The 24877-nt window shown below is 57.0% G+C and carries 29 protein-coding genes; 13 read left to right on the top strand and 16 right to left on the bottom strand.

Going from position 1 to position 24877, the window contains the following annotated elements:
* Nucleotides 1–32 precede the first annotated feature (32 nt).
* Entirely contained in the window at nt 33–1436 is a 1404-nt protein-coding gene (rimO, locus tag RCCS2_RS00760; RefSeq protein WP_037293323.1) for a 30S ribosomal protein S12 methylthiotransferase RimO, read from the bottom strand.
* Between the two features lie 75 nt (nt 1437–1511).
* Here rimO and RCCS2_RS00755 point away from each other — a divergent pair, with 75 nt between their 5' ends.
* Together RCCS2_RS00755 and RCCS2_RS00750 are read left to right on the top strand one after the other, a co-directional pair.
* Nucleotides 1512–2549, top strand: coding sequence for a hypothetical protein (locus RCCS2_RS00755; RefSeq protein ID WP_156788388.1), 1038 nt, complete (start codon nt 1512–1514; stop codon nt 2547–2549).
* 10 nt (nt 2550–2559) lie between these two features.
* Nucleotides 2560–3474 (top strand): acyl-CoA desaturase, encoded by a 915-nt coding sequence (locus RCCS2_RS00750; protein WP_232204212.1) that lies wholly within the window; start codon nt 2560–2562, stop codon nt 3472–3474.
* A gap of 75 nt (nt 3475–3549) precedes the next feature.
* Here the strand turns inward: RCCS2_RS00750 and RCCS2_RS00745 are convergent, their stop codons facing one another.
* A complete protein-coding gene (locus RCCS2_RS00745) occupies nt 3550–4140 on the bottom strand; it encodes a GcrA family cell cycle regulator (protein ID WP_008230557.1) in 591 nt (196 codons plus the stop codon).
* 153 nt (nt 4141–4293) lie between these two features.
* Nucleotides 4294–4905, bottom strand: a complete 612-nt coding sequence (locus RCCS2_RS00740) for an SH3 domain-containing protein (protein WP_008230556.1) — start codon at nt 4903–4905, stop codon at nt 4294–4296.
* A 114-nt stretch (nt 4906–5019) separates the two neighbouring features.
* Between RCCS2_RS00740 and RCCS2_RS00735 the strand changes: the two genes are divergently transcribed.
* Nucleotides 5020–5823 carry an ABC transporter permease gene (locus RCCS2_RS00735; RefSeq protein ID WP_037292959.1) on the top strand — a complete coding sequence of 268 codons (804 nt, stop codon included), beginning with the start codon at nt 5020–5022 and terminating at the stop codon, nt 5821–5823.
* On the opposite strand, the gene RCCS2_RS00730 is transcribed toward RCCS2_RS00735, so the two are convergent.
* Genes RCCS2_RS00730 through RCCS2_RS00720 form a run of 3 tightly spaced genes read right to left on the bottom strand, consistent with a single transcriptional unit; the run spans nt 5820 to nt 7448 of the window.
* On the bottom strand, nt 5820–6233 hold the full coding sequence (locus RCCS2_RS00730) for a hypothetical protein (protein WP_008230553.1): 414 nt from the start codon (nt 6231–6233) through the stop codon (nt 5820–5822). The two genes, RCCS2_RS00735 and RCCS2_RS00730, sit on opposite strands and share 4 nt — an antisense overlap.
* 42 nt (nt 6234–6275) lie before the next feature.
* The gene (locus RCCS2_RS00725) at nt 6276–7178 is read right to left on the bottom strand and encodes a DMT family transporter (RefSeq protein ID WP_008230552.1); all 903 of its coding nucleotides are present in this window, start codon (nt 7176–7178) and stop codon (nt 6276–6278) included.
* Between the two features lie 45 nt (nt 7179–7223).
* Complete coding sequence (locus RCCS2_RS00720) at nt 7224–7448, bottom strand: hypothetical protein (RefSeq protein ID WP_008230551.1); 225 nt, start codon at nt 7446–7448, stop codon at nt 7224–7226.
* Nucleotides 7449–7631: 183 nt separating this feature from the next.
* Between RCCS2_RS00720 and RCCS2_RS00715 the strand changes: the two genes are divergently transcribed.
* The 3 genes from RCCS2_RS00715 to argF are packed head-to-tail and all read left to right on the top strand — an operon-like array spanning nt 7632 to nt 10233.
* Entirely contained in the window at nt 7632–8813 is a 1182-nt protein-coding gene (locus tag RCCS2_RS00715) for an aspartate aminotransferase family protein (RefSeq protein WP_008230550.1), read from the top strand.
* The gene (locus RCCS2_RS00710; protein ID WP_008230549.1) at nt 8806–9288 is read left to right on the top strand and encodes a GNAT family N-acetyltransferase; all 483 of its coding nucleotides are present in this window, start codon (nt 8806–8808) and stop codon (nt 9286–9288) included. Before RCCS2_RS00715 ends, RCCS2_RS00710 begins: the two co-directional genes overlap by 8 nt.
* 39 nt (nt 9289–9327) lie before the next feature.
* Complete coding sequence (argF, locus tag RCCS2_RS00705) at nt 9328–10233, top strand: ornithine carbamoyltransferase (protein WP_008230548.1); 906 nt, start codon at nt 9328–9330, stop codon at nt 10231–10233.
* Between the two features lie 108 nt (nt 10234–10341).
* Here argF and RCCS2_RS00700 read toward each other — a convergent pair whose 3' ends face one another.
* From RCCS2_RS00700 to RCCS2_RS00670, 7 genes are all read right to left on the bottom strand, one after another.
* Entirely contained in the window at nt 10342–11187 is an 846-nt protein-coding gene (locus RCCS2_RS00700) for an EamA family transporter (protein WP_008230546.1), read from the bottom strand.
* An 80-nt stretch (nt 11188–11267) separates the two neighbouring features.
* Nucleotides 11268–11726 (bottom strand): NUDIX hydrolase, encoded by a 459-nt coding sequence (locus tag RCCS2_RS00695; protein ID WP_008230545.1) that lies wholly within the window; start codon nt 11724–11726, stop codon nt 11268–11270.
* Nucleotides 11727–11793: 67 nt separating this feature from the next.
* Nucleotides 11794–14199, bottom strand: coding sequence for an ATP-dependent helicase HrpB (gene hrpB, locus RCCS2_RS00690; RefSeq protein ID WP_008230544.1), 2406 nt, complete (start codon nt 14197–14199; stop codon nt 11794–11796).
* A gap of 179 nt (nt 14200–14378) precedes the next feature.
* Nucleotides 14379–14663 carry a 50S ribosomal protein L28 gene (gene rpmB, locus RCCS2_RS00685; protein ID WP_037292956.1) on the bottom strand — a complete coding sequence of 95 codons (285 nt, stop codon included), beginning with the start codon at nt 14661–14663 and terminating at the stop codon, nt 14379–14381.
* A 155-nt stretch (nt 14664–14818) separates the two neighbouring features.
* Nucleotides 14819–15466 carry a phytanoyl-CoA dioxygenase family protein gene (locus tag RCCS2_RS00680; RefSeq protein ID WP_008230542.1) on the bottom strand — a complete coding sequence of 216 codons (648 nt, stop codon included), beginning with the start codon at nt 15464–15466 and terminating at the stop codon, nt 14819–14821.
* Complete coding sequence (meaB, locus tag RCCS2_RS00675; protein WP_008230541.1) at nt 15467–16462, bottom strand: methylmalonyl Co-A mutase-associated GTPase MeaB; 996 nt, start codon at nt 16460–16462, stop codon at nt 15467–15469. It abuts the gene before it with no gap.
* 39 nt (nt 16463–16501) lie between these two features.
* Nucleotides 16502–17176 (bottom strand): NAD-dependent deacylase, encoded by a 675-nt coding sequence (locus RCCS2_RS00670; protein ID WP_198007011.1) that lies wholly within the window; start codon nt 17174–17176, stop codon nt 16502–16504.
* Between the two features lie 107 nt (nt 17177–17283).
* On the opposite strand from RCCS2_RS00670, the gene RCCS2_RS00665 reads away from it, so the two are divergent.
* Nucleotides 17284–17715: a hypothetical protein gene (locus RCCS2_RS00665; protein ID WP_008230538.1), complete on the top strand. Its 432-nt coding sequence runs from the start codon at nt 17284–17286 to the stop codon at nt 17713–17715.
* A complete protein-coding gene (locus RCCS2_RS00660) occupies nt 17715–18143 on the top strand; it encodes a low molecular weight protein-tyrosine-phosphatase (protein ID WP_008230537.1) in 429 nt (142 codons plus the stop codon). Before RCCS2_RS00665 ends, RCCS2_RS00660 begins: the two co-directional genes overlap by 1 nt.
* Here the strand turns inward: RCCS2_RS00660 and RCCS2_RS00655 are convergent.
* On the bottom strand, nt 18100–18423 hold the full coding sequence (locus tag RCCS2_RS00655; protein ID WP_037292955.1) for a hypothetical protein: 324 nt from the start codon (nt 18421–18423) through the stop codon (nt 18100–18102). The two genes, RCCS2_RS00660 and RCCS2_RS00655, sit on opposite strands and share 44 nt — an antisense overlap.
* Nucleotides 18424–18601: 178 nt before the next feature.
* Here RCCS2_RS00655 and RCCS2_RS00650 point away from each other — a divergent pair, with 178 nt between their 5' ends.
* The 5 genes from RCCS2_RS00650 (at nt 18602) to RCCS2_RS00630 (ending at nt 23890) form a co-directional block, all read left to right on the top strand.
* The gene (locus RCCS2_RS00650) at nt 18602–20155 is read left to right on the top strand and encodes a DUF4034 domain-containing protein (RefSeq protein ID WP_008230535.1); all 1554 of its coding nucleotides are present in this window, start codon (nt 18602–18604) and stop codon (nt 20153–20155) included.
* A gap of 79 nt (nt 20156–20234) precedes the next feature.
* A complete protein-coding gene (lepA, locus tag RCCS2_RS00645; RefSeq protein WP_008230534.1) occupies nt 20235–22034 on the top strand; it encodes a translation elongation factor 4 in 1800 nt (599 codons plus the stop codon).
* A 141-nt stretch (nt 22035–22175) separates the two neighbouring features.
* Entirely contained in the window at nt 22176–22874 is a 699-nt protein-coding gene (locus RCCS2_RS18050) for a class I SAM-dependent methyltransferase (RefSeq protein WP_198006995.1), read from the top strand.
* Between the two features lie 183 nt (nt 22875–23057).
* On the top strand, nt 23058–23564 hold the full coding sequence (locus RCCS2_RS00635; protein ID WP_008230532.1) for an alkylphosphonate utilization protein: 507 nt from the start codon (nt 23058–23060) through the stop codon (nt 23562–23564).
* 5 nt (nt 23565–23569) lie between these two features.
* Nucleotides 23570–23890: a hypothetical protein gene (locus RCCS2_RS00630; RefSeq protein WP_008230531.1), complete on the top strand. Its 321-nt coding sequence runs from the start codon at nt 23570–23572 to the stop codon at nt 23888–23890.
* Here RCCS2_RS00630 and RCCS2_RS00625 read toward each other — a convergent pair.
* Nucleotides 23887–24000, bottom strand: a complete 114-nt coding sequence (locus RCCS2_RS00625) for an entericidin A/B family lipoprotein (protein ID WP_008230530.1) — start codon at nt 23998–24000, stop codon at nt 23887–23889. The two genes, RCCS2_RS00630 and RCCS2_RS00625, sit on opposite strands and share 4 nt — an antisense overlap.
* 118 nt (nt 24001–24118) lie before the next feature.
* On the bottom strand, nt 24119–24856 hold the full coding sequence (locus tag RCCS2_RS00620; protein ID WP_008230529.1) for an alpha/beta fold hydrolase: 738 nt from the start codon (nt 24854–24856) through the stop codon (nt 24119–24121).
* Between the last annotated feature and the right edge of the window lie 21 nt (nt 24857–24877).

Raw genomic sequence — 24877 nt, 5'->3', positions numbered from 1 at the left:
GCGGAGGATCGTGTGTGGCGTCACGGGTCAATCTAACTTTCTGTTGCAGAAATCGCACCCCACAAATCATACTCCCCCGCTTCCTCAACCTCCACCGTCACAACCTCCCCCACGGCCAACCGTTCCGCCCCTTCATCAATAAACAAATTCCCATCAATCTCTGGCGCATCGGCCCACGTTCGGCACGTCGCGATCCTGTCCTGATCAATATCGTCTACGATCACCTCAAGCGTGCGACCCACCTTCGCCTCTAGCTTCGCCTCTGAAATCGCCTGCGCTTTCGCCATGAACCTGTCCCAGCGGTTTTGTTTGACCTCGGCCGCCACATGGTTGGGCAGCGCGTTGCTGCGTGCGCCTGCCACATTCTCGTATTGAAAGCAGCCGACCCGGTCCAATTGCGCCTCATCCAGCCAATCCAGCAGGTGTTGGAACTCGGCCTCAGTTTCGCCCGGGTAGCCGACGATGAAGGTTGAACGCAGGGTGATGTCAGGGCATTGGGCGCGCCAAGCGGCGATTTCGTCCAGCGTTTTGGCCCCTGCCGCAGGGCGGGCCATGCGCCGCAGCACATCAGGGTGGCTGTGTTGGAACGGGATGTCGAGGTAGGGCAGGACGCCGTTCGCCGGATCAGCCATGATGGGGATCAGGTCGCGCACATACGGGTAGGGGTAGACGTAGTGCAGGCGCACCCATGCACCCAGTTGCCCCAGCTCGCGCGTCAGATCAGTGATGTGACTGCGCACTTGTCCGTCTTTCCAAGGGCTCAGATCGTATTTGCGGTCTAGCCCGTAGGCAGAGGTATCCTGGCTGATCACCAACAGTTCTTTCACGCCCGCATCCACCAGCTTTTCCGCCTCGCGCAGCACCGCATGCGCAGGCCGCGATGCCAACCGTCCGCGCATATCGGGGATGATGCAGAACTTGCATTTGTGGTTACAGCCCTCAGAAATTTTCAGATAGCTGTAGTGGCGAGGTGTCAGGCTAACGCCGCTGGCGGGCAGTAGATCAATGAACGGGTCTGGCGCGGGCGGCACATTGGCATGCACCGCATCCAGCACCTGTTCGTATTGGTGCGGGCCGGTCACGGCGAGGATTTGGGGGTGATGGTCGCGGATGTAATCCGGTTCGGCCCCCAGACAGCCGGTGACGATAACCTTGCCGTTTTCCTGCAAGGCCTCACCAATCGCATCAAGGCTTTCTGCTTTGGCGCTGTCTAGAAACCCGCAGGTGTTCACGATCACAGCCTCAGCGCCCGCATAGTCAGGGCTGATGGCATAGCCTTCGGCGCGCAGCCGCGTCAGGATGCGTTCGCTGTCGACCAGTGCTTTGGGGCAGCCAAGGCTGACCATGCCGATGGTTGGCTGGCCGTCGCGGGAGGCGTCGGTGATTTTGGGCGCAGGGGCGCGGTCTGGGCGTAGAGATGGTGGGTTTTGTGTCATGGCGTTCATGTAACCGAAGGTCGCGGGAAGGGAAATGGCGCTTGCACGGTGCTGTGCGTTGCGTAGGGTCGCGGCATGGCTAAAACATACAATCAGTTTCAAAGCGCTTTGCCGCATATGATCGCGGCAACTGCGGCGTTGACCTATGCGTGGTTTGTGTCGCAAACCGCCCTACTGGCCACAGGGCTTCAGTTTGTGGCACCCGTCGCCATCGTGATCTGCGTCCATTTGATCTGGTTTGCTGCGCAGGGGCGCTTGACCCCTGGATTTGCCAATCAGCTTTATGCAAAGGCGGCGGGCACGGCTGTGTTTATGGTGATGGCTTTGCTGCTGGGCAGCTTATTTGCGCCGCAGCCTGCCTTTGCCGACGGCAACGATGCGATCGGATTGGTCTTGGGGGTTCTCTTTTGTGCAGCCATCATCGCGGCTGTCATGTTTCTTGTGGGAGGCGCGGTTTATGTGGTCTTTTTGCTGCTCGGTGGGCTGATTGACGGGATCGGCTGGGTCTTTTTCGAGCGCAAGAAAAATGACAAGGACGATCCGCCGCAAAGCAGGCTGTTTGATATTGGCAGCTTGGTGATTTGCGGTATGGCGTTGACCATAGGTAGCTTGGAGGGTTTGCCAAAGACCTACGCGTTTTCGACCCAAGGCAGCACCAGTGCGACCCATGTCGTTCAGGCTGACGCAGCGACGGTTTGGGAGGCAATGCAGACCGCGACATCGCCTGATTTTGCGCTGCCTGCGGTACTTGGCCTGTTTCCGCAACCCGTGGCCGTATCGGTGGACGAAGGGGTGGGTCTGGGAGCCAATCGCGTCGTTGATTTCGCAGGGCGCGAAGGGGCCGGTGCGTTGCATTTACGCGTGACAGAGGCCACGGATACGACCGTAGCGTTTGCAGTTCTGTCCGACACGACACCCTATGCCGGGTGGATCGGATATCAGGCGTTGCGCTATGATGTCGTGGCGCGGGGCGATGTGACCGAACTTTCGGTCAGTCTGGCATATGATCGCAAACTGGCACCCGCATGGTTCTTTGACACGGTGATGCAGGGGGCGTCCTATCTGGCGATGGATGTCTTGGCCCGCGACGTCAAACAACGATCCGAGCGTTAGGGTGCCGCAGGTGCCGGCACTGATCGCAACCGAGCGGGTGATCCCCGGCCCACAGACATCTGCCATGGCAGGGTATGTGCAGTTCCTACCGCTTAAGGCGCTGTGGTTAGGCGTGCATGGGATACTGGGTGCGATTGGTGTGCTTTGGTTTATGCAGCTTGATGCGATTTTGGTGTTTGTCGTGCTGACTGCGGTGACGATTTGCTGCGGGCATTCGGTGGGGATGCATCGGTTGCTGATCCACCGGAGTTTTCGGACATTTCGCGGGGTGGAATATGTATTGGTCTGGCTTGGTACCTTGGTGGGTATGGCGGGACCAATGGGCATGATCCAAGCGCATGACATGCGGGATTGGCACCAACGGCAGACAGAATGTCCCGCCCACGCGGCCCATGCCGCAGGGTTTTGGAAGGACGCGTATTGGCAGCTGTGTTGTGCATTCCGGCTGGATCACCCACCGACGTTCATGATCGAGGCGCGGGTGTCCGAAGATCAGGTCTTTCGGTTCATCGAGCGGACATGGATGTTGCAGCAATTGCCGCTTGCGATAGGCCTTTTTATGCTGGGTGGATGGGCATTTGTCTTGTGGGGCGTCAGCTTGCGGATTTTCGTGTCATTGGTGGGGCACTGGATGGTGGGGCATTTTGCCCATCGGTCCGGCGCGCAAGGGTGGTATGTTTCGGGCGTTGCGGTGCAGGGGTACAACCTGCCGCGACTGGGTTGGGTCACGTTTGGTGAAAACTGGCATGGCAATCACCACGCGTTTCCCCATTCAGCCCGTTTGGGGGTTGAGCCGGGACAGGCTGATCCTGGCTTTTGGTTCATCAAGGGTTTGGTGGCTTCCGGCCTAGCCTGGGACATCGCGTTGCCTGATACGCAGCCCCCAAGGGATGGGTTGGTGCGAAAAGCAGCGACGTCATCATGAAAAAGGCCGCAATTACATGCGGCCTTTCGGTTGTGTAAGGTGGATCATGATCCACCTTACCTATTGCACTATCTGCTATCGCCGCCGATCGCGGCGCGATGACATCGGCTGGAACGCCACACCGACATGGGCTTCACAATAGGGCTTGCCTTGCTGCACGGCCAAACCGCAGAACCAGAAATCATCTGTTGCAGGGTCGCCGACTGGCCATTTGCAGGTTTTTTCGGTCAATTCCATCAGGCTGATCCGCTTGGCACCTTTTTCCACTTCGCTGACTTTGGCCAGCGCCTCTGGGCTGATTTCATTGGCTGATGGCTGTGGCGGCAATGGCTGGCCTGCCGGAATGATCGCGCGGCGGGCCGCAGAAATCGGGATTCCGTTTTCGTCCAGCTCGGGTTCTTCCTTTGGCGGGGTGGACGCCGGCGCGGCCTTTGGCTTGGGCGCTGGTTTTGTCGTCGGTTTCGCCGCTGCCGCAGGTTTTTCCTTAGGCGCCGCTTTTGCAGCGGACCCGCCAGAACCTGCACGGTTTGACAGCCCTAAACGGTGCACCTTGCCGATCACGGCATTGCGGGTGACGCCGCCCAACTCTTTGGCGATCTGGCTTGCGGATTGGCCTTCGCCCCACATCTTTTTAAGCGTCTCAACGCGCTCGTCTGTCCAGGACATATAAATTCCTTTGGTTTTTCGGCCGGATCCAAGCTTCCAATGATCAGGCCACTTTGTTCAAGTCCCAAGCATACTAATCACTGCCACCGGTGATGTGAAGGCGCGCAAGTGGGTTTTACGCATCTTCTGGCGATCTGTCGCAACAGTGCCGCCTTAGTTAAGGCTGCAACAGCCGATGCGCGGCCCTTGATCATCAATATAATAGAGCCCGTAGGCCCTGTCACTCATACCATCATTGCATTGGCCGGGCAGGATATGGGCCGTAACAGGGTCGCGCCGCGATCCCCAGACAAATCTATACCTAAGGTCCGTTTGCGAAACCGTGTTGGAGTTGGGCGACAGTGATGCGATGGCGTGACGTACAATGCGTCCCGGCGATGCATAATCAAGGACGAGGCTTTCGCCGAACGTCATGGACCAAAAGGGTTCTGTTCCAAAACATGTCAGACCTTCGGGCAGGCCCAGCGGCGTATAGCGTTGGTCCTGTGCTGCCAAAAATTGCATGGCGGTCCATCCCGCACTTTCGCCTGTGTTGACACGCGCCCATCTGCCTTCGCGGCTGAGTGTCACGACCTCAACATCTTTGGCGTCATGTGCCAGCGTGCCGATCACAGCAGCAGAACCATTTGGCGCTGCCCGAACGTTCAGCACATCGTCAGCTGCTACGCCGGTGACGGCATAAAGTGCCGGTAGCGGTGGATCCGTTTGATCGGCATATGTTGCATGTGCCCAAAGGCAGGCAAGAAGTGTCAATATGAGGCGCATTGTGGTTCCTCAGCGGCTTTGACCTGATCCTAGCAATCTCGCGCCTTGTCATCCAGAGGGCTGGCCATTTCGCCGCAATCCGCTATGTCCGGGCATCTGGAAGGAAAGATCACCATGACAGATACAAATCAAATGGGCGTGCGCCGTTTTGGGCGGGTAAATTGGTTGGGAACATGGACCCTGACCCGGCGCGAAGTTGCACGGTTCATGAATGTCTGGTCGCAGACCGTCATGGCGCCTTTGATCAACGCAGGGCTGTTTTTGATGATCTTCACGATTGCGATCGGATCACAGCGGGGCGAAGTGATGGGGGTGCCATTTATGGTATTTCTTGCACCTGGTATTCTGACAATGACCGTCATCCAGAACGCTTTTGCAAATACATCATCAAGCCTTGCCTCGGCTAAGGTGCAAGGCAATATCGTGGATACCCTTATGCCGCCTTTGTCAGCGGCTGAACTGGTGGCCGGATACATCGGTGGTGCTGTGGCGCGGGGTGCATTGGTGGCTATCGTAATCGCACTTGGGACGGCCCTGTTTTTGGGTGTGGGCATACAAACACCCGTTTGGGTGATTGTTTTTGTATTGCTTGGGTCCGTTCTGATGGGCGGATTGGGCATGATCGCTGGTATCTTTGCCAATAAATTTGATCAGCTTTCTGCTATCTCGAACTTTTTGGTGACACCATTGGCCTTTCTGTCAGGCACATTCTATTCGATCGAAGCGCTGCCGCCTTTCATGCAAGCACTGAGCCATGCCAACCCGTTCTTCTATATCATTGACGGGGTGCGCTATGGGATGATCGGGGTCAGTGACAGCAGCCCGTGGATCGGGCTTTTGGTGGTCAGCGCTGCATGTGTCGTTGTGTTGGGTATTTGTCTGCGCTGGATGCACACCGGGTATCGCCTGAAATCCTAGGTCACGTCACGCACGGGAATACCCCGTTCTGCAAGAACAGCGATCAGCGTATCCACATCGGGAAGATCGTTGGTAAAGATATCTTCCTGCTCACCGTTGCGGTAAACGATGGTCACATCGCCTTCTAGCTCCATATCGCGGACCTGCAGATGGGCAATGTGGTCAAGTGGGATGGGACGCGGATTGCGCCAGGCGGACAGAACCAAATGGGTGTTATCAATTCGAATGCCCGAAACAGGTCGTGGCAGCACCATCCAGGCGATTGTCAACGCGATGGCCGCCCATGCCAGCCACACCAAATCTGTTGCGCCATAGTGAACCACACTGACAAGCAGCATGATCGCGCCCATCAGGGCAAGCCATACGGGCCCCTTGTTGGGCGCGCGGCGGTACTCGTAAACACGGCTCATGAATACTACCTATGGTAGAAACATGGCTGGAATTTGACTGCGTTAATCAAGGGCTTCCCGTTTTATCTGGGGTCGTGCCCGGCGTTCGCGCCAGGCTAAAAGTGATGCACCGCTGAGAATGGTAACAGCGCCAAGAATACTGACCCAATCCGGCCAGACATCAAAAATGAGTAGGTCATAAAATGTAGCAAATATCAGTGTGACATAACTGAACGGCGTAATAAAGCTTGCATCGGCCCGCGCCATCGCATTCACAAAACAGGTCTGGGCAGAGGCCATCAAAATACCCAACGCGGCAAGAGCACCCCATTGGGCGGGTGTCGGCATGGTCCACACCGGCAACACGGCAAGCGTTGCGATACATAGGCCAATCGCGTTGTTAATCAGCAAAATCTGAAGCGCAGGTTCACGGTTGGCAAGCTTTTTGATGAAAATCAGTTCCATCCCCATGGTCACCGCAGCGCCCAAAGCCAGCAATCCGGCCAGTTGAAAGCTTTCCGGCCCCGGGCGCAGCAGGATAAGCGCGCCAAGCAAGGCCATGAAGGCCGCAAACCAGCGCCACGGTCCAACCCGTTCACCCAAAAGCGGGATCGCCAGCAACATGCCAAAGATCGGATTAAGAAAACTGATCGCGGTCGCATCCGATAGCGGGATAAAAGCCACCGCAGCGAACATCAGGGTAACGCCGCCCCAGCCAAACAGCGTCCTGCCAATATGCAATCCAAGGTTGGGCTGGGCGATTTTCGGGCGCAAGACAACAGCGACGGACGCAATCACCATGAAAGCGAATAAAAAGCGCCCGTGGCTGATTTGAAGCGGATGCAAGGGTGGCCCAAGCGTATCAGTACCCAGCGACTTTGCCGCCACCATCGTGCCCGCGATGAAGGCCGTCGCCGTCAGCATGAAAGCAACAGCAAGAGGTGGATTGGCAGCGCGCAGGGTCATGCGCCATCAGTGAACTGGCGCGTTCAGGCTTTCAAGCGCTGATCGTTATGGCGCGATGTCCGGCACCTTGCGCGCGAGGATTGTGGGCAGAGAGCGCGCGACCTCCTCCCACGTGTCGCTTTCGTTAAAGCTTCCAAAAACCGACCCGCTGTTATGATCGCAATAGATGCCAGCAGGTTGTTGGGTGTCACCGGCCATATGTCCAGCCGTTGCAAAACGGACCGCGCATGGACCAGCCGTGCCATCAATCAAGAACGCACCCTTGATCAATTCAAGGGTTCCATCCGCAGATCAACTGCGCTACCACACCGGCATGATGATCTGTGCCACATTCGAAAGCCGACGCCGACGCTGATTTGCGCCGCCCTTTGTCACGACCATCTGAAACCCCTACATTATTGACACCTCGTATCTGGTCCTGCACCAATCGAGCTTACGTTAAGGAAGATCGCCATGATCGCATCTATTCTGCCGACCTATTCACGGGCCCCCCTGACTTTCGTGTCAGGCGAAGGGTCATGGTTGACGGAAGCCGACGGGCGACGTTTTCTTGATCTTGGGGCGGGCATTGCCGTGAATGCGCTGGGCCACGCACACCCCGCGCTGGTTGCGGCATTGTCAGGGCAAGCGAATGCGTTGTGGCACGTGTCCAACCTTTACAACATTCCTGCCCAGCAGCAGTTGGCGGATGCTTTGGTGGACAAGACCTTTGCGGATACCGTTTTCTTCACCAATTCCGGCACCGAAGCGTGCGAACTGGCCGTGAAAATGGCGCGCAAATATTGGTATGACAAGGATCAGCCCGAGCGGACCGAGATTATCACATTCTCTGGCTCGTTTCATGGACGGTCTAGTGCAGGGATTGCCGCTGCAGGCTCTGAAAAAATGACCAAGGGTTTTGGGCCTCTTTTGCCCGGTTTCACCCATTTGGAATTTGGCGATCACGACGCCTTGCAGGCGGCTGTGTCGGACAAAACAGCAGCCATCATGGTAGAGCCTGTGCAAGGCGAAGGTGGTATCCGGCCCCTGCCGGATGCCTGCCTGAAAGGCCTGCGTGATCTGTGTGACGCACACGGCATCCTGATGATCCTGGATGAGGTGCAGTGCGGGATGGGCCGGACCGGGAAACTTTTCGCTCATGAATGGGCAGGGGTGACACCTGATATCATGATGGTGGCCAAAGGCATTGGCGGGGGCTTTCCATTGGGTGCGGTTCTTGCCACCCAGACTGCCGCATCAGGTATGACCGCAGGCACCCATGGGTCCACCTATGGCGGCAACCCTTTGGCCTGCGCTGTTGGCGCAAAGGTTATGGAAATCGTCGCAGACGATGCGTTCCTGTCAGAGGTAAACCGCAAAGCAGGCCTCATGCGCCAAAAGCTGGAAGGACTGGTTGCCGCACACCCTGACGTATTTGAGGCGGTACGCGGGTCTGGTCTGATGCTGGGGCTGAAGTGCAAGGTGGCGAACAGCGATTTTGTGACCGCTGGATTTGCCAAAGGTGTCTTGACCGTACCTGCCGCCGATAATGTCGTGCGGTTGCTGCCTGCATTGAACATCCCTGATGAAGACATCGGTCTTGCCGCAGATAAACTTGATGCTGCGGCATCCCATGTAAAGGAGGCCAATGCGTAACTACACGTTCCGCCCCCTCACCGAAGAGGACCTGCCTTTGATGCACCGGTGGTTGAACACGGCGCATGTCAAAGTCTGGTGGCCTGCGGCGGACAAGCAGATTGCGCTGATGGAAAGAGATATGAATGATCCCAATGTCAATATGCAGGTGGTTAGCTTGATCAACCATCCCTTTGCGTACGTGCATGATCATGACGCGCGCGCCTTTGGTCTGCCGCAATATGCGGATTTACCGCATGGCGCGCGTGTGATGGCGACTTTTGTGGGCGATAACGACTTTATGGGGCAGGGGCATTCGGTGGGGTATATCGACGCCTATGTTCGAAACCTGCGTGTCAAACACCCCATGGTCGCCGTCGGCCCCGGCACAACGGATACCCGCACCATCAGCATCTACCGCCAGGCCGGTTTCATGAACCGACGATTGGCCAGCACACGCGAAGGACGTGTTGTCCAAGTGATGACACACCTTTGATTAGATCGGCCCTCTATGGCCCACCAAAAAGCGAAAAACATGACCCATTTTCTAGATATTCACACAACACCCACAGATGCCCTGCGGGACATTATCGACAATGCCCAAGCGATGAAAACCGCGCGGGCGGGCCAACCCAAAGGCACGCCGGATGCTGAACAACCGCTGGCTGGCCACATGGTGGCACTGATCTTTGAAAAGCCATCAACACGGACGCGCGTGTCCTTTGACGTGGGCGTGCGCCAGATGGGGGGGCAGACGATGGTCCTGTCTGGGGCCGACATGCAATTGGGGCACGGTGAAACGATTGCAGACACCGCGCGCGTGCTGTCGCGTTACGTCGATCTGATCATGATCCGCACGTTTGAGGAACAGACATTGCTGGATATGGCCGAATACGCCACGGTGCCCGTGATCAACGGGCTGACAAACCGCACGCACCCTTGTCAGATCATGGCCGACATCATGACATTTGAAGAACACAACGGCCCGATCAAAGGCAAAAAGATCGTCTGGTCAGGGGACGGCAACAACGTATTCGCCAGTTTCGCCCATGCCGCCAAGCAGTTTGAATTTGACCTGGTATACACCGGCCCGCCGCCGCTTGACCCTGAACCAGCACTTGACGGGCTCTACACCACCGTGCGCGATCCACATGAAGCGGTGCAGGGTGCGGACCTTGTGGTCACGGACACCTGGGTCAGCATGCATGATCCGCAATCTGCACGGGAACGGCGGCACAACCAATTGCGCGGCTATCAGGTGAACGATGCATTGATGGCAAAGGCGAAAGATGACGCGCTGTTTATGCACTGCTTGCCGGCGCACCGCGACGACGAAGCAACCAGCAGCGTCATGGATGGCCCGCATTCCGTGATCTTTGACGAAGCCGAAAACCGTCTGCATGCGCAAAAAGCAATCATGCGGCACTGTCTGGGGGTTTAGGGGAAAAGCTGTCAACTTGCGTTGGTGAACCGTGATGACAGGTGGCTGCGTGTGTTTGGTTTGAGACCTGAGTCACCGTCTTTGCACGCGCGGCAGTAGCAGCGGTGCCTAGCTTCGATTTCTGCTCAAAATCAGTCCGAATGTAACAAGACAGGCTGATACGAAACGCCAAACTCCAAAGCCTTCTTTCAACAAAAACGTTGATATCAGGGCTGCAAAGAGAACACTGGTTTCGCGCAGGCCAGACACCATGCCCATCGGTGCGACAGTTAAAGCATAAACGATAATCCAGTACGCACCGACTTGCATCGCACCGCCCGCGATACCGGTCACTGCGTTGTTTCTCGCAACCTCAATTATCTCATTTCGCTTCCAAATAAATGCGATCAAGATCGTCAGTAATCCGTTGCCTATCGTCAGCCAGACGGCGAAACCAAGTGCTGATCCGGCCTGACGTGCGCCTAACCCATCGACGATTGTGTACGTTGCGATACAAATGCCCGTTAGCAACGCAAACATCAGCGCTTTTGAATTGATCTTGCTTACTTTTCCATCGTCGAATGTGAGCGCCATAACACCGACAGAAAGGCAAAGAATACCCATTAGGGCCACTGGGTTGATATGCTCTCCAGCAAAGACAAATGCTCCTAAAGTGACCAGAATAGGCGCTGAGCCTCTGGCAATGGGATAGACTTGTCCAAGATCACCGTTGTCATAGGCTATTGGAAGAAAGAAGTGATATCCGGTATGAATAAGGATCGACATTACGAGGAGGGGCCAACTGGCTGGATCAGGGCTTTCTACGAACGGCAGCGCAAAGAGTGAGAGAACACTTCCAGCCAAAGTGACAACAGCCATCACCGCAACCCGGTCGCCACTTACCTTGATCAGTGCATTCCAACCGGCGTGCAAAGCCGCGGCCAGCAAAATCAACACAGTCACATCATTGGTCATGTCTACAGAGGTTATCAATCGGTGCGAAAAAAAACTAGGTTTGGTTTCGCACCAATGGCAGCAAAACGATCACCACGCGTTTATCTCAATGCATCCAGCAACGCTTGCAGACCAACATCATCGACCTTTTTGACGGCCTTCTTGATCGGCATCCATTTGCGCTTGCGCAACGTTGCTTCAGGATAGGTTTTGGTCATCTCTTTGACGTTGATGCGGTAGACGCTGACATGACAGGTCGCCACACGCCCGTCGTCAAAGCGTTTTTCGGTGACGTAGCCACCGATTGGAACCTTGCTGACTGCGCCTTTGCGCAATCCAGCTTCTTCCCATGCTTCAATCTTGGCTGTTTCGGCATCTGTGTGCCCATCCATCGGCCAACCCTTTGGGATGATCCAGCGCCCGCGTGAGGATTTCACCAACAGGACCTCTGGCCCTGATTTTCCATCGCGCAGACACAAGGCACCGACCTGCATAATCGCGGTCGGATCGACAACACGAACCTCGCGGCCCGTCCAGAAAGAGCGGTCTAGATTACTCATGTACCTGCCAATAGGCTATTTTTATTGAATTTCTTTTAACACGACCCGAATCAAAGCGCAAATGTGCCTAGGTCCCGCGGGGTTTCGCCCTGAGCGTCGGGTCCGCCTCGGTCGGGTCCTCGGGCCATGGATGGCGGGGGTAACGGCCCCGCATGTCACGCCTGACGTCCGCATAGGATGTGGCCCAAAACCCCACAATATCCTGCGTGACCTGCACTGGTTTTTGCCCCGGCGACAACAATGTGACACGCAGCGGCATGCGCCCGACGGTGGGGTGTGTCGTGACGCCGAACATCTCTTGCAGGCGCAGGGTAATCCCCGGTGCGTCGCCATCATAGTCAATTGGTATCTTGCGACCTAAGGGTGTTTCGAAATGGGCCGGTGCGGCGCGGTCAAGCCGCTGCATCTGGTCCCAATCCAGCGTGGCCCGTAGTGCGGGCAGGATATCAAAGCGCTTCCAGTCATCGGCGCTGCGCACGCCGTCCAGATGCGGCAAAAGCCAATCCTCCAGCGTATCCAGCAGCGTTGCATCATCCATAACAGGCAGATCATCAACCAAGGCAACACGCGCCCGAAACCGTTGTGCGGCAGGTGATGGGCGCAGGCCCAGTTGGCGGACGCCTTCCAGCATCGCCTCGGCCACCGCATGGGGTGGGGCGTCAGACCATTGGCGGTCGTCCAAGACCAAAGCGTCAAACCGTTCCTGCTGACGGGTAAGAACACGGCGTTCGCGCCTCGACCATCCGCACATGTCATGCCACGCGATCTGATCCTCAAAAAGGTCGCGCAGCTGTCGTTCTGTAATGCTGGCGGCCTGTCTGATGCGGGCCTCACGCGTATCCCCATCCAGATCGGTCGCAACAATCAGGCGCGCACCAGCCAAGGGATCGGCCGCATCCATAACGGCACCTTTCCCCCCGGATAACACATACCGCGGATCATCACCCTTGCGGCGCAATCCCACCCGGTCCGGATAGGCAAGGGCGGCCTGTTGCCCAAGGCTCAGTGGTGCGGCGTGGTTGAGGCCTTTGGACAAGCGCGGGATTTCGGATTTGATCTGTGCAAGCTGCGCATGGTTCCGCTCACCCGGGCCGTCATACCGACCTGCCAGCGCAGAAACACGCAGCGCCAGATCGACAGACGCGCCGCGCAAGGGATCACGCCCCGCCAAAAGCGCGGCCAAAGGTGCGGCCCCCCGCCCTGCGATTTGCAACATATGCGCAAGGCGGGGATGAAGGGGGATGGCGGTCAGCTTGCGACCGTGTTGCGTGATGCGTCCGGCGGTGTCCAGCGCACCCAAAGCTTGCAACAAGGCGCGCGCTTCGGCTAAGGCGCCTTCGGGGGGTGGCGTTAGAAATGCCAGATCATCGCTGCCCCAAACGGCAAGCTCCAGCGCAAGATCCGCCAGATCGGCGGCCTCAATCTCGGCGGGCGCAAAGGCAGGAAGCGCCCCATGTTCGCCTTTCGTCCACAGACAGAATGCATCGCCTTCAGCAACACGGCCTGCACGGCCTGCGCGTTGGGTGGCTTCGGCCTTGCTCACGCGCTCAGTGACCAAACGTGACATGCCAGAGCCGGGATCGAAACGCGCGCGCCGGGCACGGCCTGCATCAACGACGACGCGAATGTCTTCGATCGTCAGCGATGTTTCGGCGATCGAGGTGGAGAGGACGATTTTGCGCCCGTCGCGGATCGGGGCGATGGCTTTGCGTTGTTGTGCAAAAGGCAGGGCGCCATATAGGGGCCGCACATCGCAATCCGGTGGCAGCCGCCCGTCCAGTTGGGATGCAACGCGCCGTATTTCGCCCTCACCGGGCAAAAAGACAAGCACACCGCCGTGTGTGTCCTGCACCGCTTTGATGACCAAATCCGCGGTTGCGGCCTCTAGTCGTTGGGTTTTGGGCATGGCCCGGTCCAGAAAATGCGTTGTGACCGGAAAGGCGCGCCCTTCGGAGGTGATAACCGGCGCATGATCAAGCATCGCTGCGACCGGCGCTGCATCCAGCGTGGCTGACATAACCAGAATAATTAGATCAGGGCGTAAAACTGCCCGGCTTTCCCAAGCGAAAGCGAGACCAAGATCAGCATTGAGGGAGCGTTCGTGAAATTCATCAAAGATCACAGCGCCAACCCCAGACAGTTCAGGGTCAGACTGGATCATGCGGGTCAGAATGCCTTCGGTCACGACTTCAATCCGGTGACCGGGCTTACTGTCGCCCCGCATGCGGTAACCGACGGTTTTTCCCGGCGCCTCACCCAGACCTTCGGCCAAACGTTCGGCGGCCGCACGGGCTGCAAGGCGGCGGGGTTCGAGCATGATGATCTTGCCCTCGGTCAACCCCGCCTCAAGCATGGCCAACGGCACGCGGGTCGTTTTGCCTGCACCGGGTGGGGCTTGTAAAACGGCACGGCCTGCATCAGCGAGGGCTGCGGTCAGTGCGGGTAAGATAGGGTCAATTGGCAGGGCGATCATGATGCCCTGTGTCAGCGACGGGGCAGGGGTGGGTCAAGACCCACCTTACGACAAATCACCGGGTTTGCCTTCAACTGCCATCGGTGCGGGTTTGTAAGGTGGGTTTCAACCCACCACCCCCAAAAGCAAAACCCGGCTGCAATCAGCAACCGGGTTTCAAAATCCAAAAAGCGAATAGCTTAGGCTGCAGTCGCCTTGGCGATTTCTTTTTTGACCTTCAGCGCATTGTCGGACAGTTCAGCATCCTTGGCTTTCGCCATGAACGCATCCAGACCACCGCGGTGGTCAACAGTGCGCAGTGCCGCGTTAGAGATCTTGAATTTGAAAGACCGGCCCAGCGTGTCGGATTGCAACGTCACGTCCTGCAGGTTTGGCAAAAAGCGGCGGCGGGTACGGTTCTTGGCGTGGCTGACATTGTTGCCAGACATTGGGCCTTTTCCAGTCAGTTCGCAACGGCGCGACATGAGCGTTTTCCTTGTCCTTGGGACAGCACCCACCCGGTTGGCGGGGTATCCGGTGATACGGGGTTAAACCCCGCATCCGCAGGGTCGTATATAAGATCAGCGCGAGATAGGCGGATTCCTTGATCCCGTCAACCCGGTTTGGGCGCTGAAATCAATCATTCGGGCCACGCAAGCGGCGGCGGTAAATCCACCGCTGCATAATCAATGCGCAACGTCCTGCGGGTCGATGGCACCGTTGCAGGTAAAGAGCGATGCAATGTCAGCATATCAAGGATCAGGATATCACCCCGCTGTGCTGGGCATACATGTTTGGGATACCGATCAGCGACAGCCTGTGATTGATCGGCCATCACTTTGCCGTCACGATGACTGCCCAGCGCGATTTCCATGGCCCCGTCTTCTTCACTGGTGTCATCAAGGTGCACACGTACGAACAGCATCTCTTTAAGAAGCGACACGGGCGGTTCACAATGCCAGACGCCTTTCTTGCATGACCAGTTTCCGTAGCCGGGGACATCATGCTTTTGATTTACAGCAATTACCCTGTCTTGATGCCAAGGCAGACCCCAGTTTGATGTTGCCGTCTTGTCAAAAGCAACGAGACGAACCGGGGACATCCTTTGGTCGAGGCCTCTGATATGCCCGGTGACGGATGAAAGCGCCGTGCTGGTTGGATTATCCAGTTGTTTGCGGCTGCCGGGCATATTGGCCGATGTGCTGATCTGATCCAAAGATGACAGCTCACCGTCCCGCAGTGCGTGACGCAGCCATAACATGCCATCGGTTAGTGCGCGCTGTCGCATTTACTGCAACCGATCCTTGAGTGGCCGTAGTACATCTTCGGCCGCCGCCGCCGGTGTAACATCACCGGATTTTACCTTAGCCTGTGCTGCCCTCATGCGTTCGGCCGTCTGCTGATCATCCAGCAAAAGCGCAAGTAATCCGTTGCGCACATCTTCGCCAAACCAGTAGTTTGCCTGCGCTTGGCGGTTGGCATCCCAAATACCTTGTTGGCGCCGCCATTGGGTCAGTGTTTCCATCTCGTCCCAAGCGGTTTGCAATCCTTCTGCTTCCAGCGCCGAGATGGTCAGTGCCTTGGGAAACCCATCAGGGTCCTGCGCGCGTTTGCGAAGCAGCCGCAGCGCCCCCGCATAGTCAGCGCAGGTGCGTGTGGCCTGGGCCTTCAGATCACCGTCAGCCTTATTGACCAAGATCAGATCTGCGATCTCCATGATGCCGCGCTTCACACCTTGCAATTCATCGCCGCCAGCGGGTGCCAACAGCAGAACGAACAAATCCGCCATTTGCGCAACCACGGTTTCGGATTGTCCGACACCCACCGTTTCAATCAGGACAACATCAAACCCTGCCGCTTCGCACAGCGCCACCGCTTCGCGTGATCGCCGCGCGACACCGCCAAGTTGGGTCTGGCTGGGTGATGGCCGGATGAAGGCGTTGGGATCACGGGCAAGGTGATCCATCCGGGTCTTGTCGCCCAGAATAGAGCCGCCCGACCGCGCGGATGATGGATCAACCGCCAAAACAGCAACCCGTTTGCCCATGCCTGTCAGCATCAGACCAAAGCTTTCGATAAAGGTCGATTTCCCGACCCCGGGTGTGCCTGACAGACCAATGCGCAGCGCTTGCCTTTGTGTACTGACGGTGTCCAGCAGGGCCAGCGCATCGGTGCGGTGATCGGCCCGCCCGCTTTCCACCAGGGTAATCGCCCGCGCCAGTGCCCTGCGGTCACCCGATTGCACACCAGCGGCCAGCGCCTTGATATCCGTCGTCTTGTTCATGCACACCTTCTTATCGGGCAGAGGCCAAAGGTCCAGCCCTCAGAGCAATGCAGCCACCCAAGCAGGCACAACCTCGGTCGCCGGTCCAAAGCGATGTTCGTCAAACGCATTGGCGCGGGCCGAGGGTTCAAGATTAATCTCAAGCGTCTTGCCGCGCGCCAGTTCAACCAGACCGGCGGCGGGGTAAACCTCTGCCGATGTGCCAATCGCGACGAAAAGTGCGGCGTCCTCTACGGCTTGGGCAATCTTGTCCATGTGATAGGGAACCTCACCGAACCAAACGATATCAGGACGGATCGTGGCTTGCGCGCAGAACGGACAAGGATCATCAGGATGCATCACCAGCGGCGCATCCCACCGCGCATCGCACTGCGCACAAAGCGCACGTCGCAGTTGGCCATGCATGTGGATGACGTCAAGACAGCCTGCGCGACTGTGCAAATCATCCACGTTCTGCGTGATCAGCGCCACCTCATGCGCGCTTTCTGCTAGCTGCGCCAAGGCGTCATGTGCGGCGTTTGGTGTGGCATCAACACAATTCGCGCGCCGGGCGTTGTAAAAGTCATGCACAAGCGCGGGATTGCGCGCAAATCCTTCGGGGGTTGCAACGTCGTTTAGGTCGTACTTCGTCCACAGCCCGTCCTTGTCACGAAAGGTACCAAGCCCGCTTTCCGCCGAAACGCCGGCGCCGGTGAGAATTGCAATTTTCATGATGCCAGTCTGACCGCACACGCCCCATATCAGCAAGTCATTTGCGGCCTGTTTGGTCGCATGGCCTGGATCGGCTAAGGTAATGTCAATAATGTGGGGGAGGGACACGCATGCACAAAACACCTATTCACCTTTGGATCGTCGGGGGTTTATCGCTGTTGTGGAACGCGGGCGGTGCAATCGACTATGTGATGACACGTGCAAATGCCGCCGCATATATGGCAGCCCAACCCCCGGAACGGCTTGCGATGTTGCAAGATGCGCCAATGTGGTTCGGGGTGACATGGGCCGTTGGCGTTTGGTTTTCCGTGATCGGGTCGGTCCTGTTGTTGTTGCGGTCTCGGTTCGCAGGCCCGGCTTTTGCGTTGTCGCTTTTGGGGCTGATCGGATCATCTGTCTACACCTACGGCATTGCGGACGGAGGCCATATGGTTGCAGCTGCTGGCACAGCGGCCATCGCCTTTACCGTCGCGATCCCCGTGGTTCTTTTTCTGTTGTGGATTTATGCGCGCGCTATGACGCGGCGCGGGGTGTTGCGCTGATGCGGGTGATCTTTGTGTGTCTTGGCAATATCTGTCGGTCGCCTGCGGCAGAAGGGGTGATGCGCAACCTCGCACCCGATTTGACGCTTGATAGCGCGGGAACAGGCGGCTGGCATGTGGGGGACGCGCCTTATCAGCCGATGCAAATGGCAGCGCGCCTGCGCGGGATCGACCTGAGCGGGTTGCGGGCGCGGCAGTTCACGTCTGATGACTTTGCGCAGTTTGACCTCATCATCGCGATGGACCGTCAAAACAAAGCGGATATCGAAAGGCAGCGACCGGCAGGGAATGCAACACCAGTGCGGCTTATGGCCGATACGGATGTACCCGACCCTTACTATACGCGTGATTTTGATGGCGCGCTGGATATCATCGCGGTGGCTGCTACACGTCTACTGGCTGACATATCTCAGATGCGAGATCCGTAAAGGCGCGGTAGCGATCCCAAAAGCGTTCATCACCACGGCGGTCGGACTGACGCGTATCTTGGGCAAGTTGCGGGTTTTCAAAGAACGTGACAGCGCGCGCCTGATCGCTGCCTGAAAGGGATTGATTGGCGACTTGCTGCACGCAAGAGCATAGCGCAGGCGAAGCGGCCCGACGATCGGCTTCTAAACATGCACGACTGATATCGCCTGTCGCACCACCTCTGCCGCCACCACAGGCCGCCGCTGATGCCAAAGCACCCGCCAATAACAAATACCGCATTCGCCTATCCTCTGCCCGGCCCCCGGGTTTGCCCGGATGATCCACGTTAGGTTATGCCCCACAAGACAGAGTATGGCGGGGGGCGGGGGTGGATGCAATGGCGGGGATGCAGCACAAGGACAACTTGTAATTTTTTGGAAGACGGCATTATCTTCTTTCAGAGAAAAGAGATAAATATATGCGTCTTACATTTTTAGTTGCCATCTTACTGCTGACCTCTCGCGCACTCTTGGCACAAACCACGCCCGAACAAATTCGTAACTACGCCTATTCTGGCGACGTCCTGCGCGTCGAAGCCGCGTTTGCGCAGGCGCATCAGGCTTCTTTGACCGGTCAGATCAGCTATAACGATCTGCGGGCGCTGAGTGATGTTCTGACAGTCACGCATCCGGATATCATCGCGTTTACAGTAAAGTGGCGCGAAGAGTATCCGGATTCACCCTACGCCATGGCACTCAGATCTGCCCAATTAATGCAGAATTCATGGACCATTCGTGGCACTAAATCTATCCGCGACACGCATCAGGAGGCCCTGCGCGCGTTCCACGAACTGCAAGTCGCTGCAGTCGCTTTGGCGCGTGAGGCCTATGACGCAGCACCTGATTATGTGGCGGCCTCTGATGTTGTGTTTCGTGGGCAACTTGCGACGAAGCCTTTAAGTAATAGGGCCTTTTACACAATGCTTCGGGATGTGATGGAGGCCACACCTTCACGCCAGTCACTCGCTTATGCGCTCAGCGTAACTCTGCCAAACTGGGGTGGGGGCGGATACCGTGTTATTCTACCGCTATGCGATGAATTTGCGGCAAAGGTTGTCGATGTTACGGGGTACACGACGGACGTTTGCGCGATCGACATGATCCACCAGTTTGATCGCAGCGATGCTGCAAGAAATTATGCTGACGGGTTGCTTGATAGCGTGTTTCATCCTCTCACAGACCCGGCGCGTGCGCGGCGTGCAATGGCACGGCAAGCTGAGGGCGACCGGCGCTTTCTCATCGAATATATGTCGCGACCCGGATTTATGGATATCCGTACTGCGTCGCGGTTTAAATGGAACTTTCGCAACGATGACGAGACTGAGGCGTTGATGGTGGCGCTTGATGCGCGATTGCAGGCCAATGCGGCTGAACAGTTGCGGCATGATCCGCTCAATATAGATCATATGAGCATTATCAAACGCGAAACCATCATTTTGGCCGAGCTAACCATCAGACCGGACCGCGAACGCAACCGAATATTTGCGCAACGTAGTATTTTGGTCAGCCCCTACGATTCATCCAATTGGGAGAGTGCAGCGACTTTCCTTGGTCGCGGCAACACCATTGAAAGTTTGTCTAGTTACGATCCCTACCTCATCAATGCGATCGTCTACAGCGATCACAGCATGCTCTCATTGCGGGCACTGATGATCAAAAAGACTGGAGGTTATCGAAAGTACCTGCAACGTGTGTCGACAGGCAACATTACACCGCTGCCAGAGGAAGAGCTGCATCACGTGGTGCATTGCCCCGCGATCCGCTTGGCGCGCTTGATGCAAGCAGTCTGTGATGGACGCGACCAAGACTGCAATGAAGCGGCAGGTCTGAGCGATAGCTTAGATCAAATATTTAGCGAAGTAGAAGCAGGCGATCTTTGCCAATACGAGCGGAACGGCAGTATTGCCGATTTGCTTTATACGCCTGTTCAGGTGGACCTCACTGGTTGGGACGACGGAATTGCCAACCGCTAAAGCCGCGTCGGCAAATGCGAAATAAGACCGCGACACCATCCCACTTGACCGCCCCTGCAATCCCGCTCATATCCCTGTTATGACAGACCTTTCGCATATCCGTAACTTCTCGATCGTGGCGCATATTGACCACGGGAAATCAACGCTGGCTGATCGCTTGATCCAGTCCACCAATACGGTGGCCGATCGCGATATGAAGGCGCAGTTGCTGGACAGTATGGATATCGAGCGGGAACGCGGGATTACGATCAAAGCGAACACCGTGCGCATAGATTACAAGGCCGACAACGGGCAGGACTACGTCCTCAACCTCATCGACACCCCCGGCCACGTTGATTTCGCCTATGAGGTGTCACGCTCCATGCGCGCGGTCGAAGGGTCCTTGCTGGTGGTCGACAGCACCCAAGGGGTCGAGGCGCAGACGCTGGCGAACGTGTACCAAGCCATTGATGCGGATCACGAAATCGTGCCTGTTCTGAACAAGATTGACCTGCCCGCGGCCGAATGTGACCGGGTGGCGGAACAGATCGAGGACGTGATCGGGATTGATGCCTCTGGCGCGATCCAGGTGTCGGCCAAGACCGGTATCGGGATCAAGGACACGCTGGAAGCCATCGTCAACCTGCTGCCCGCGCCCGAAGGCGACCGCGATGCGCCGCTCAAGGCGATGCTGGTCGACAGTTGGTACGACAGCTACCTCGGCGTCATTGTTCTGGTGCGGATCATCGACGGCACCATGAAGAAGAACGACAAAGTGAAATTCATGTCCAACGGGACGATCCACGGCATCGACAAGATCGGCGTGTTCCGGCCCCAGATGCAGGACGTGGACGAACTGGGACCGGGCGAGATTGGGTTTATCACCGCCTCCATCAAACAGGTGCGCGACACGCGGGTCGGCGACACGATCACATCGGAACGCAAAGGGACCGAGGTCGCGCTGCCCGGCTTTAAGCCCGCGCAGCCGGTGGTGTTCTGCGGACTGTTCCCGGTGGACAGTTCCGAATTTGAAGATCTGCGCGATGCGATTGAAAAACTCGCCCTCAACGACGCGTCCTTCAGCAATGAAATGGAAACGTCAGCGGCGCTGGGTTTCGGCTTCCGCTGCGGTTTCCTTGGGCTGCTGCACCTCGAAGTCATCCGCGACCGGATTGAGCGTGAATATAATATCGAACTGATCACGACCGCCCCGTCGGTCGTCTATCACGTCTACATGCGCGACGGCGAAATGGTTGAGCTGCACAACCCCGCCGACATGCCCGACATGACGCATGTGGACCACCTGGAAGAGCCGCGGATCAAGGCGACGATCCTTGTGCCTGATGAATACCTCGGCGATGTGCTGAAACTGTGCCAGGACCGGCGCGGCGTGCAGCAGGACCTGACCTATGCAGGCAGCCGGGCGATGGTGGTGTATGACCTTCCGTTGAACGAGGTTGTTTTTGACTTCTACGACCGCCTGAAATCGGTGACCAAGGGCTATGCATCCTTTGACTATCAGATGACCGGTTACCAAACCGATAACCTTGTCAAAATGTCTTTGCTGGTGAACGACGAACCGGTCGATGCGCTGTCGATGATGGTGCACCGGGACCGGGCAGAAATGCGCGGGCGGGCGATGGTCGAAAAACTCAAAGACCTGATCCCGCGCCACATGTTCAAAATCCCGATCCAAGCGGCCATCGGCGGCAAAGTCATCGCCCGCGAGACGCTGTCCGCGCTGCGCAAAGACGTGACGGCCAAATGCTATGGCGGGGACGCAACGCGGAAACGGAAGCTGCTGGACAAGCAAAAGGCCGGTAAGAAAAAGATGCGGCAATTCGGGAAAGTGGATATCCCGCAGGAAGCGTTTATTTCGGCGTTGAAGATGGATGGCTAAAGAACACAACCAATTTGTTATTGGCGTGCGTGTGTTTAACCGGTACGGATGTACGGCCATCCGGCATGATAAAGGCGCGCCAGATTAATGTCAGTGTTCACAGATCCAAGGCGCAGACGCTTGAAGCTTCGGAAGCTTGCGATGAAAATTGCCGCCGCTGCGCGTGAGCCGGAAGACATGCAAACATACGAATGTCCGCTTTGCGACTATACTGGCTTTTTCTCTCCCCGCTTCGGATCGAGCGAAATAAGGTTAGATGGTTACTGCCCAAAGTGCAGCAGTCTGGAGCGACAGCGACATATCGCGCTTTGGATTCGTGGCACCCCGGTCACTTCGTTTGGCCGCACCTTGCATTTTGCGCCAGAGAAATGCCTCTTCGATGCAGTTTCAGTGAATTCTACGAGCGTGACGGGAGCCGATATCACCGAAGGTCGGGCGGACCTTGTGCTGAACATTGAAGCGATGGAGCTGCTAGACCGTTCTTTTGATACGATAATTTGCAATCATGTGCTTGAACATGTCGACGACAAAAAGGCATTGGCGGAGATTTTTCGCGTCTTATCTTTTGGTGGCCGTGCTGTGATTACCGTTCCCATCGTTCCAACCTGGGAGCATTCCTTTGAAAAGGAGGGCATCACCCGTCCCTCTGATCGACATCTCTATTTTGGGCAGCGAGACCATGTTAGGTTTTTCGGATGGGACTTGATTGACCGCATCAAGGCAGCGGGCTTTTCATTGACGACGATCCCGGTAACTGGTGACGAAGCAGCCAAACACTCTATCAACCGTGACCATGTTATTTTCCTAGCCGAAAAGCCAGTCGTCCAAGACGAGAGCTAGTCGGTGGTGAAAGAGCGAGAGTATGTTTTAAGGCCACACCTCGCTTTCGTAATTCAAGGCAGATGGTTCTCACCTTTCCAAAACCTCCCGCCATCCATCCTCATCCACTGCGTTCAACCGCTTGAGCGGCACTTCGGCCTGCACACCTTCCATCCCCCACCAAACCCGCCTACATCTCTCCCCATGACATGCCCCCTTTGCACCACGCCTGACGTTCCGCTGATCTCTCATCCTGTCTCTGGCGGGCCTGCGGATGCGGCGGTGTCGATTTGTGCCACCTGTGCGGATGCGCTCGATGCCCCGGCGGGCGATCATTTTCGCGTGCTGGCTTCGACCATGTGGTCGGATGACACAGCGGTGCAGGTGTTGGCCGCGCGCACGCTGGCCAAGCTGGACACCCCTTGGGCGCGTGATTTGGTGGATCAGCTTTATCTGGATGACGACACGCAGGCCTGGGCCGATAATGTGGCTGCCGTCACCGCCCATAAAGACGCGCATGGTGCTCCGCTGACGGCGGGCGATACGGTGGTGTTGATCAAGGATTTGCCGGTCAAAGGGGCGGGCTTTACCGCCAAGCGCGGCACGGCGGTGCGCGGTATCACATTGGTGCCCGACAACGCGGCCCATATCGAAGGCCGCGTCGAAGGTCAGCGCATTGTCATTTTGACCGCATTTGTGAAGCGTAAGTAGGACCCATGAACATCATTTTCGACTTTTTCGCCAACAACTTTCCTGTCAGCGTCGTTGTCCTATCCGCCCCGTTGGGCTCGATTGCTGTTTTGTTCGGGTCGCGGGGCGTCTGGGTGTTCACTGCGTTGATTATGGCGGTTGCCCTGCTTTTTGGTATTCCCGCAATTATAGAAGACCCGATGACAGGCGAAATGGGCGGCGCGCTGGCTCTGATCGGGGCAGTCATAATTTTTGCGGGCCTTGTCGCAGCTGTGCTGGCCTGGTTCTGGTATTGGATCGTGTCACTGTTTGGCTGGTTGCCAAAGCAGCGCCGCGGCGACGCCTAGAGCGAGCGGTCGATCGCGGCCCCGGCGTTCGAGATATCACGCCCAACCCCTTGCATAGTTTCACAGGCGGCAAGGCCAAGGATGGCGATGATCAGGGCGATACGGGTCATGAGCGAACCTCTTTGATAGTCTGCGTTTGCGAAATTCTAGCGGGCTGCCGATGCGTGGGCAAGTCCCCGTGTGCATACGGGGTGCATACGGGCTGTGCACAGGTTGTGTACGCGGTGTTCAGGCCAGAAATGCACTGACCGCTGCTGCGAACTCGCGCGGTTTTTCGGCGTGCAACCAGTGCCCCGCCCCGGGAATTTTGGCAAATTTCGCGGCGGGGAACAGCGCTTTGATTTGCGGACGCGCGTCGCGCTGCACGTAGTCAGAGTTGGCCCCTGAGAGGAACAGGGTCGGCCCGTCGAACTGTCCTGAAATCTCGGGAAAGCCGATGATTTTATCCATCTCGGCGGCTAAAATATCGAGATTCAGTCGCCAGCGTTTCTCTTTCATATCAAGGCTTTGCAGCAAAAAATCATCGACCCCCGGTTCGAGGTTGCCCAGTTGCGCTTTGGCGTCGCTCCGGTTGGTGACGGCGTTCAGATCAACCTGTCGCATCGCCTCAATCGGTCCTATTTGGCTGTGGCTGTAGGTGACGGGCGCGATATCAGCCACGATTAACTTATTGATAAGATTGGGGTTTTTCAGCGCCAACACCATCGCGGCCTTGCCCCCCATCGAATGCCCCAGCACATCCGCAGGCCCATCCAGCACCTCTGCCAGATCATCTGCAAGGTCATGATATGTATGGGTATTTTCCCAAGGGCTGCCCGCATGGTTGCGCATATCCACCGCGATCACCGTCCGCGCTGCCGATAGCCGTTTTGCGATCACCCCCCAATTGCGCGCCGACCCAAAAAGCCCATGCGCGATTAAAAGCGGCGTTCCCGCAGGTCCGTCATATGTCACCGTGTTCAACATGCATCTCCTTGCTATCCGCAG

This window comes from Roseobacter sp. CCS2, from assembly GCF_000169435.1.
Lineage (GTDB): Bacteria > Pseudomonadota > Alphaproteobacteria > Rhodobacterales > Rhodobacteraceae > Yoonia.
This window is presented reverse-complemented; position numbering and strand designations above follow the sequence as displayed.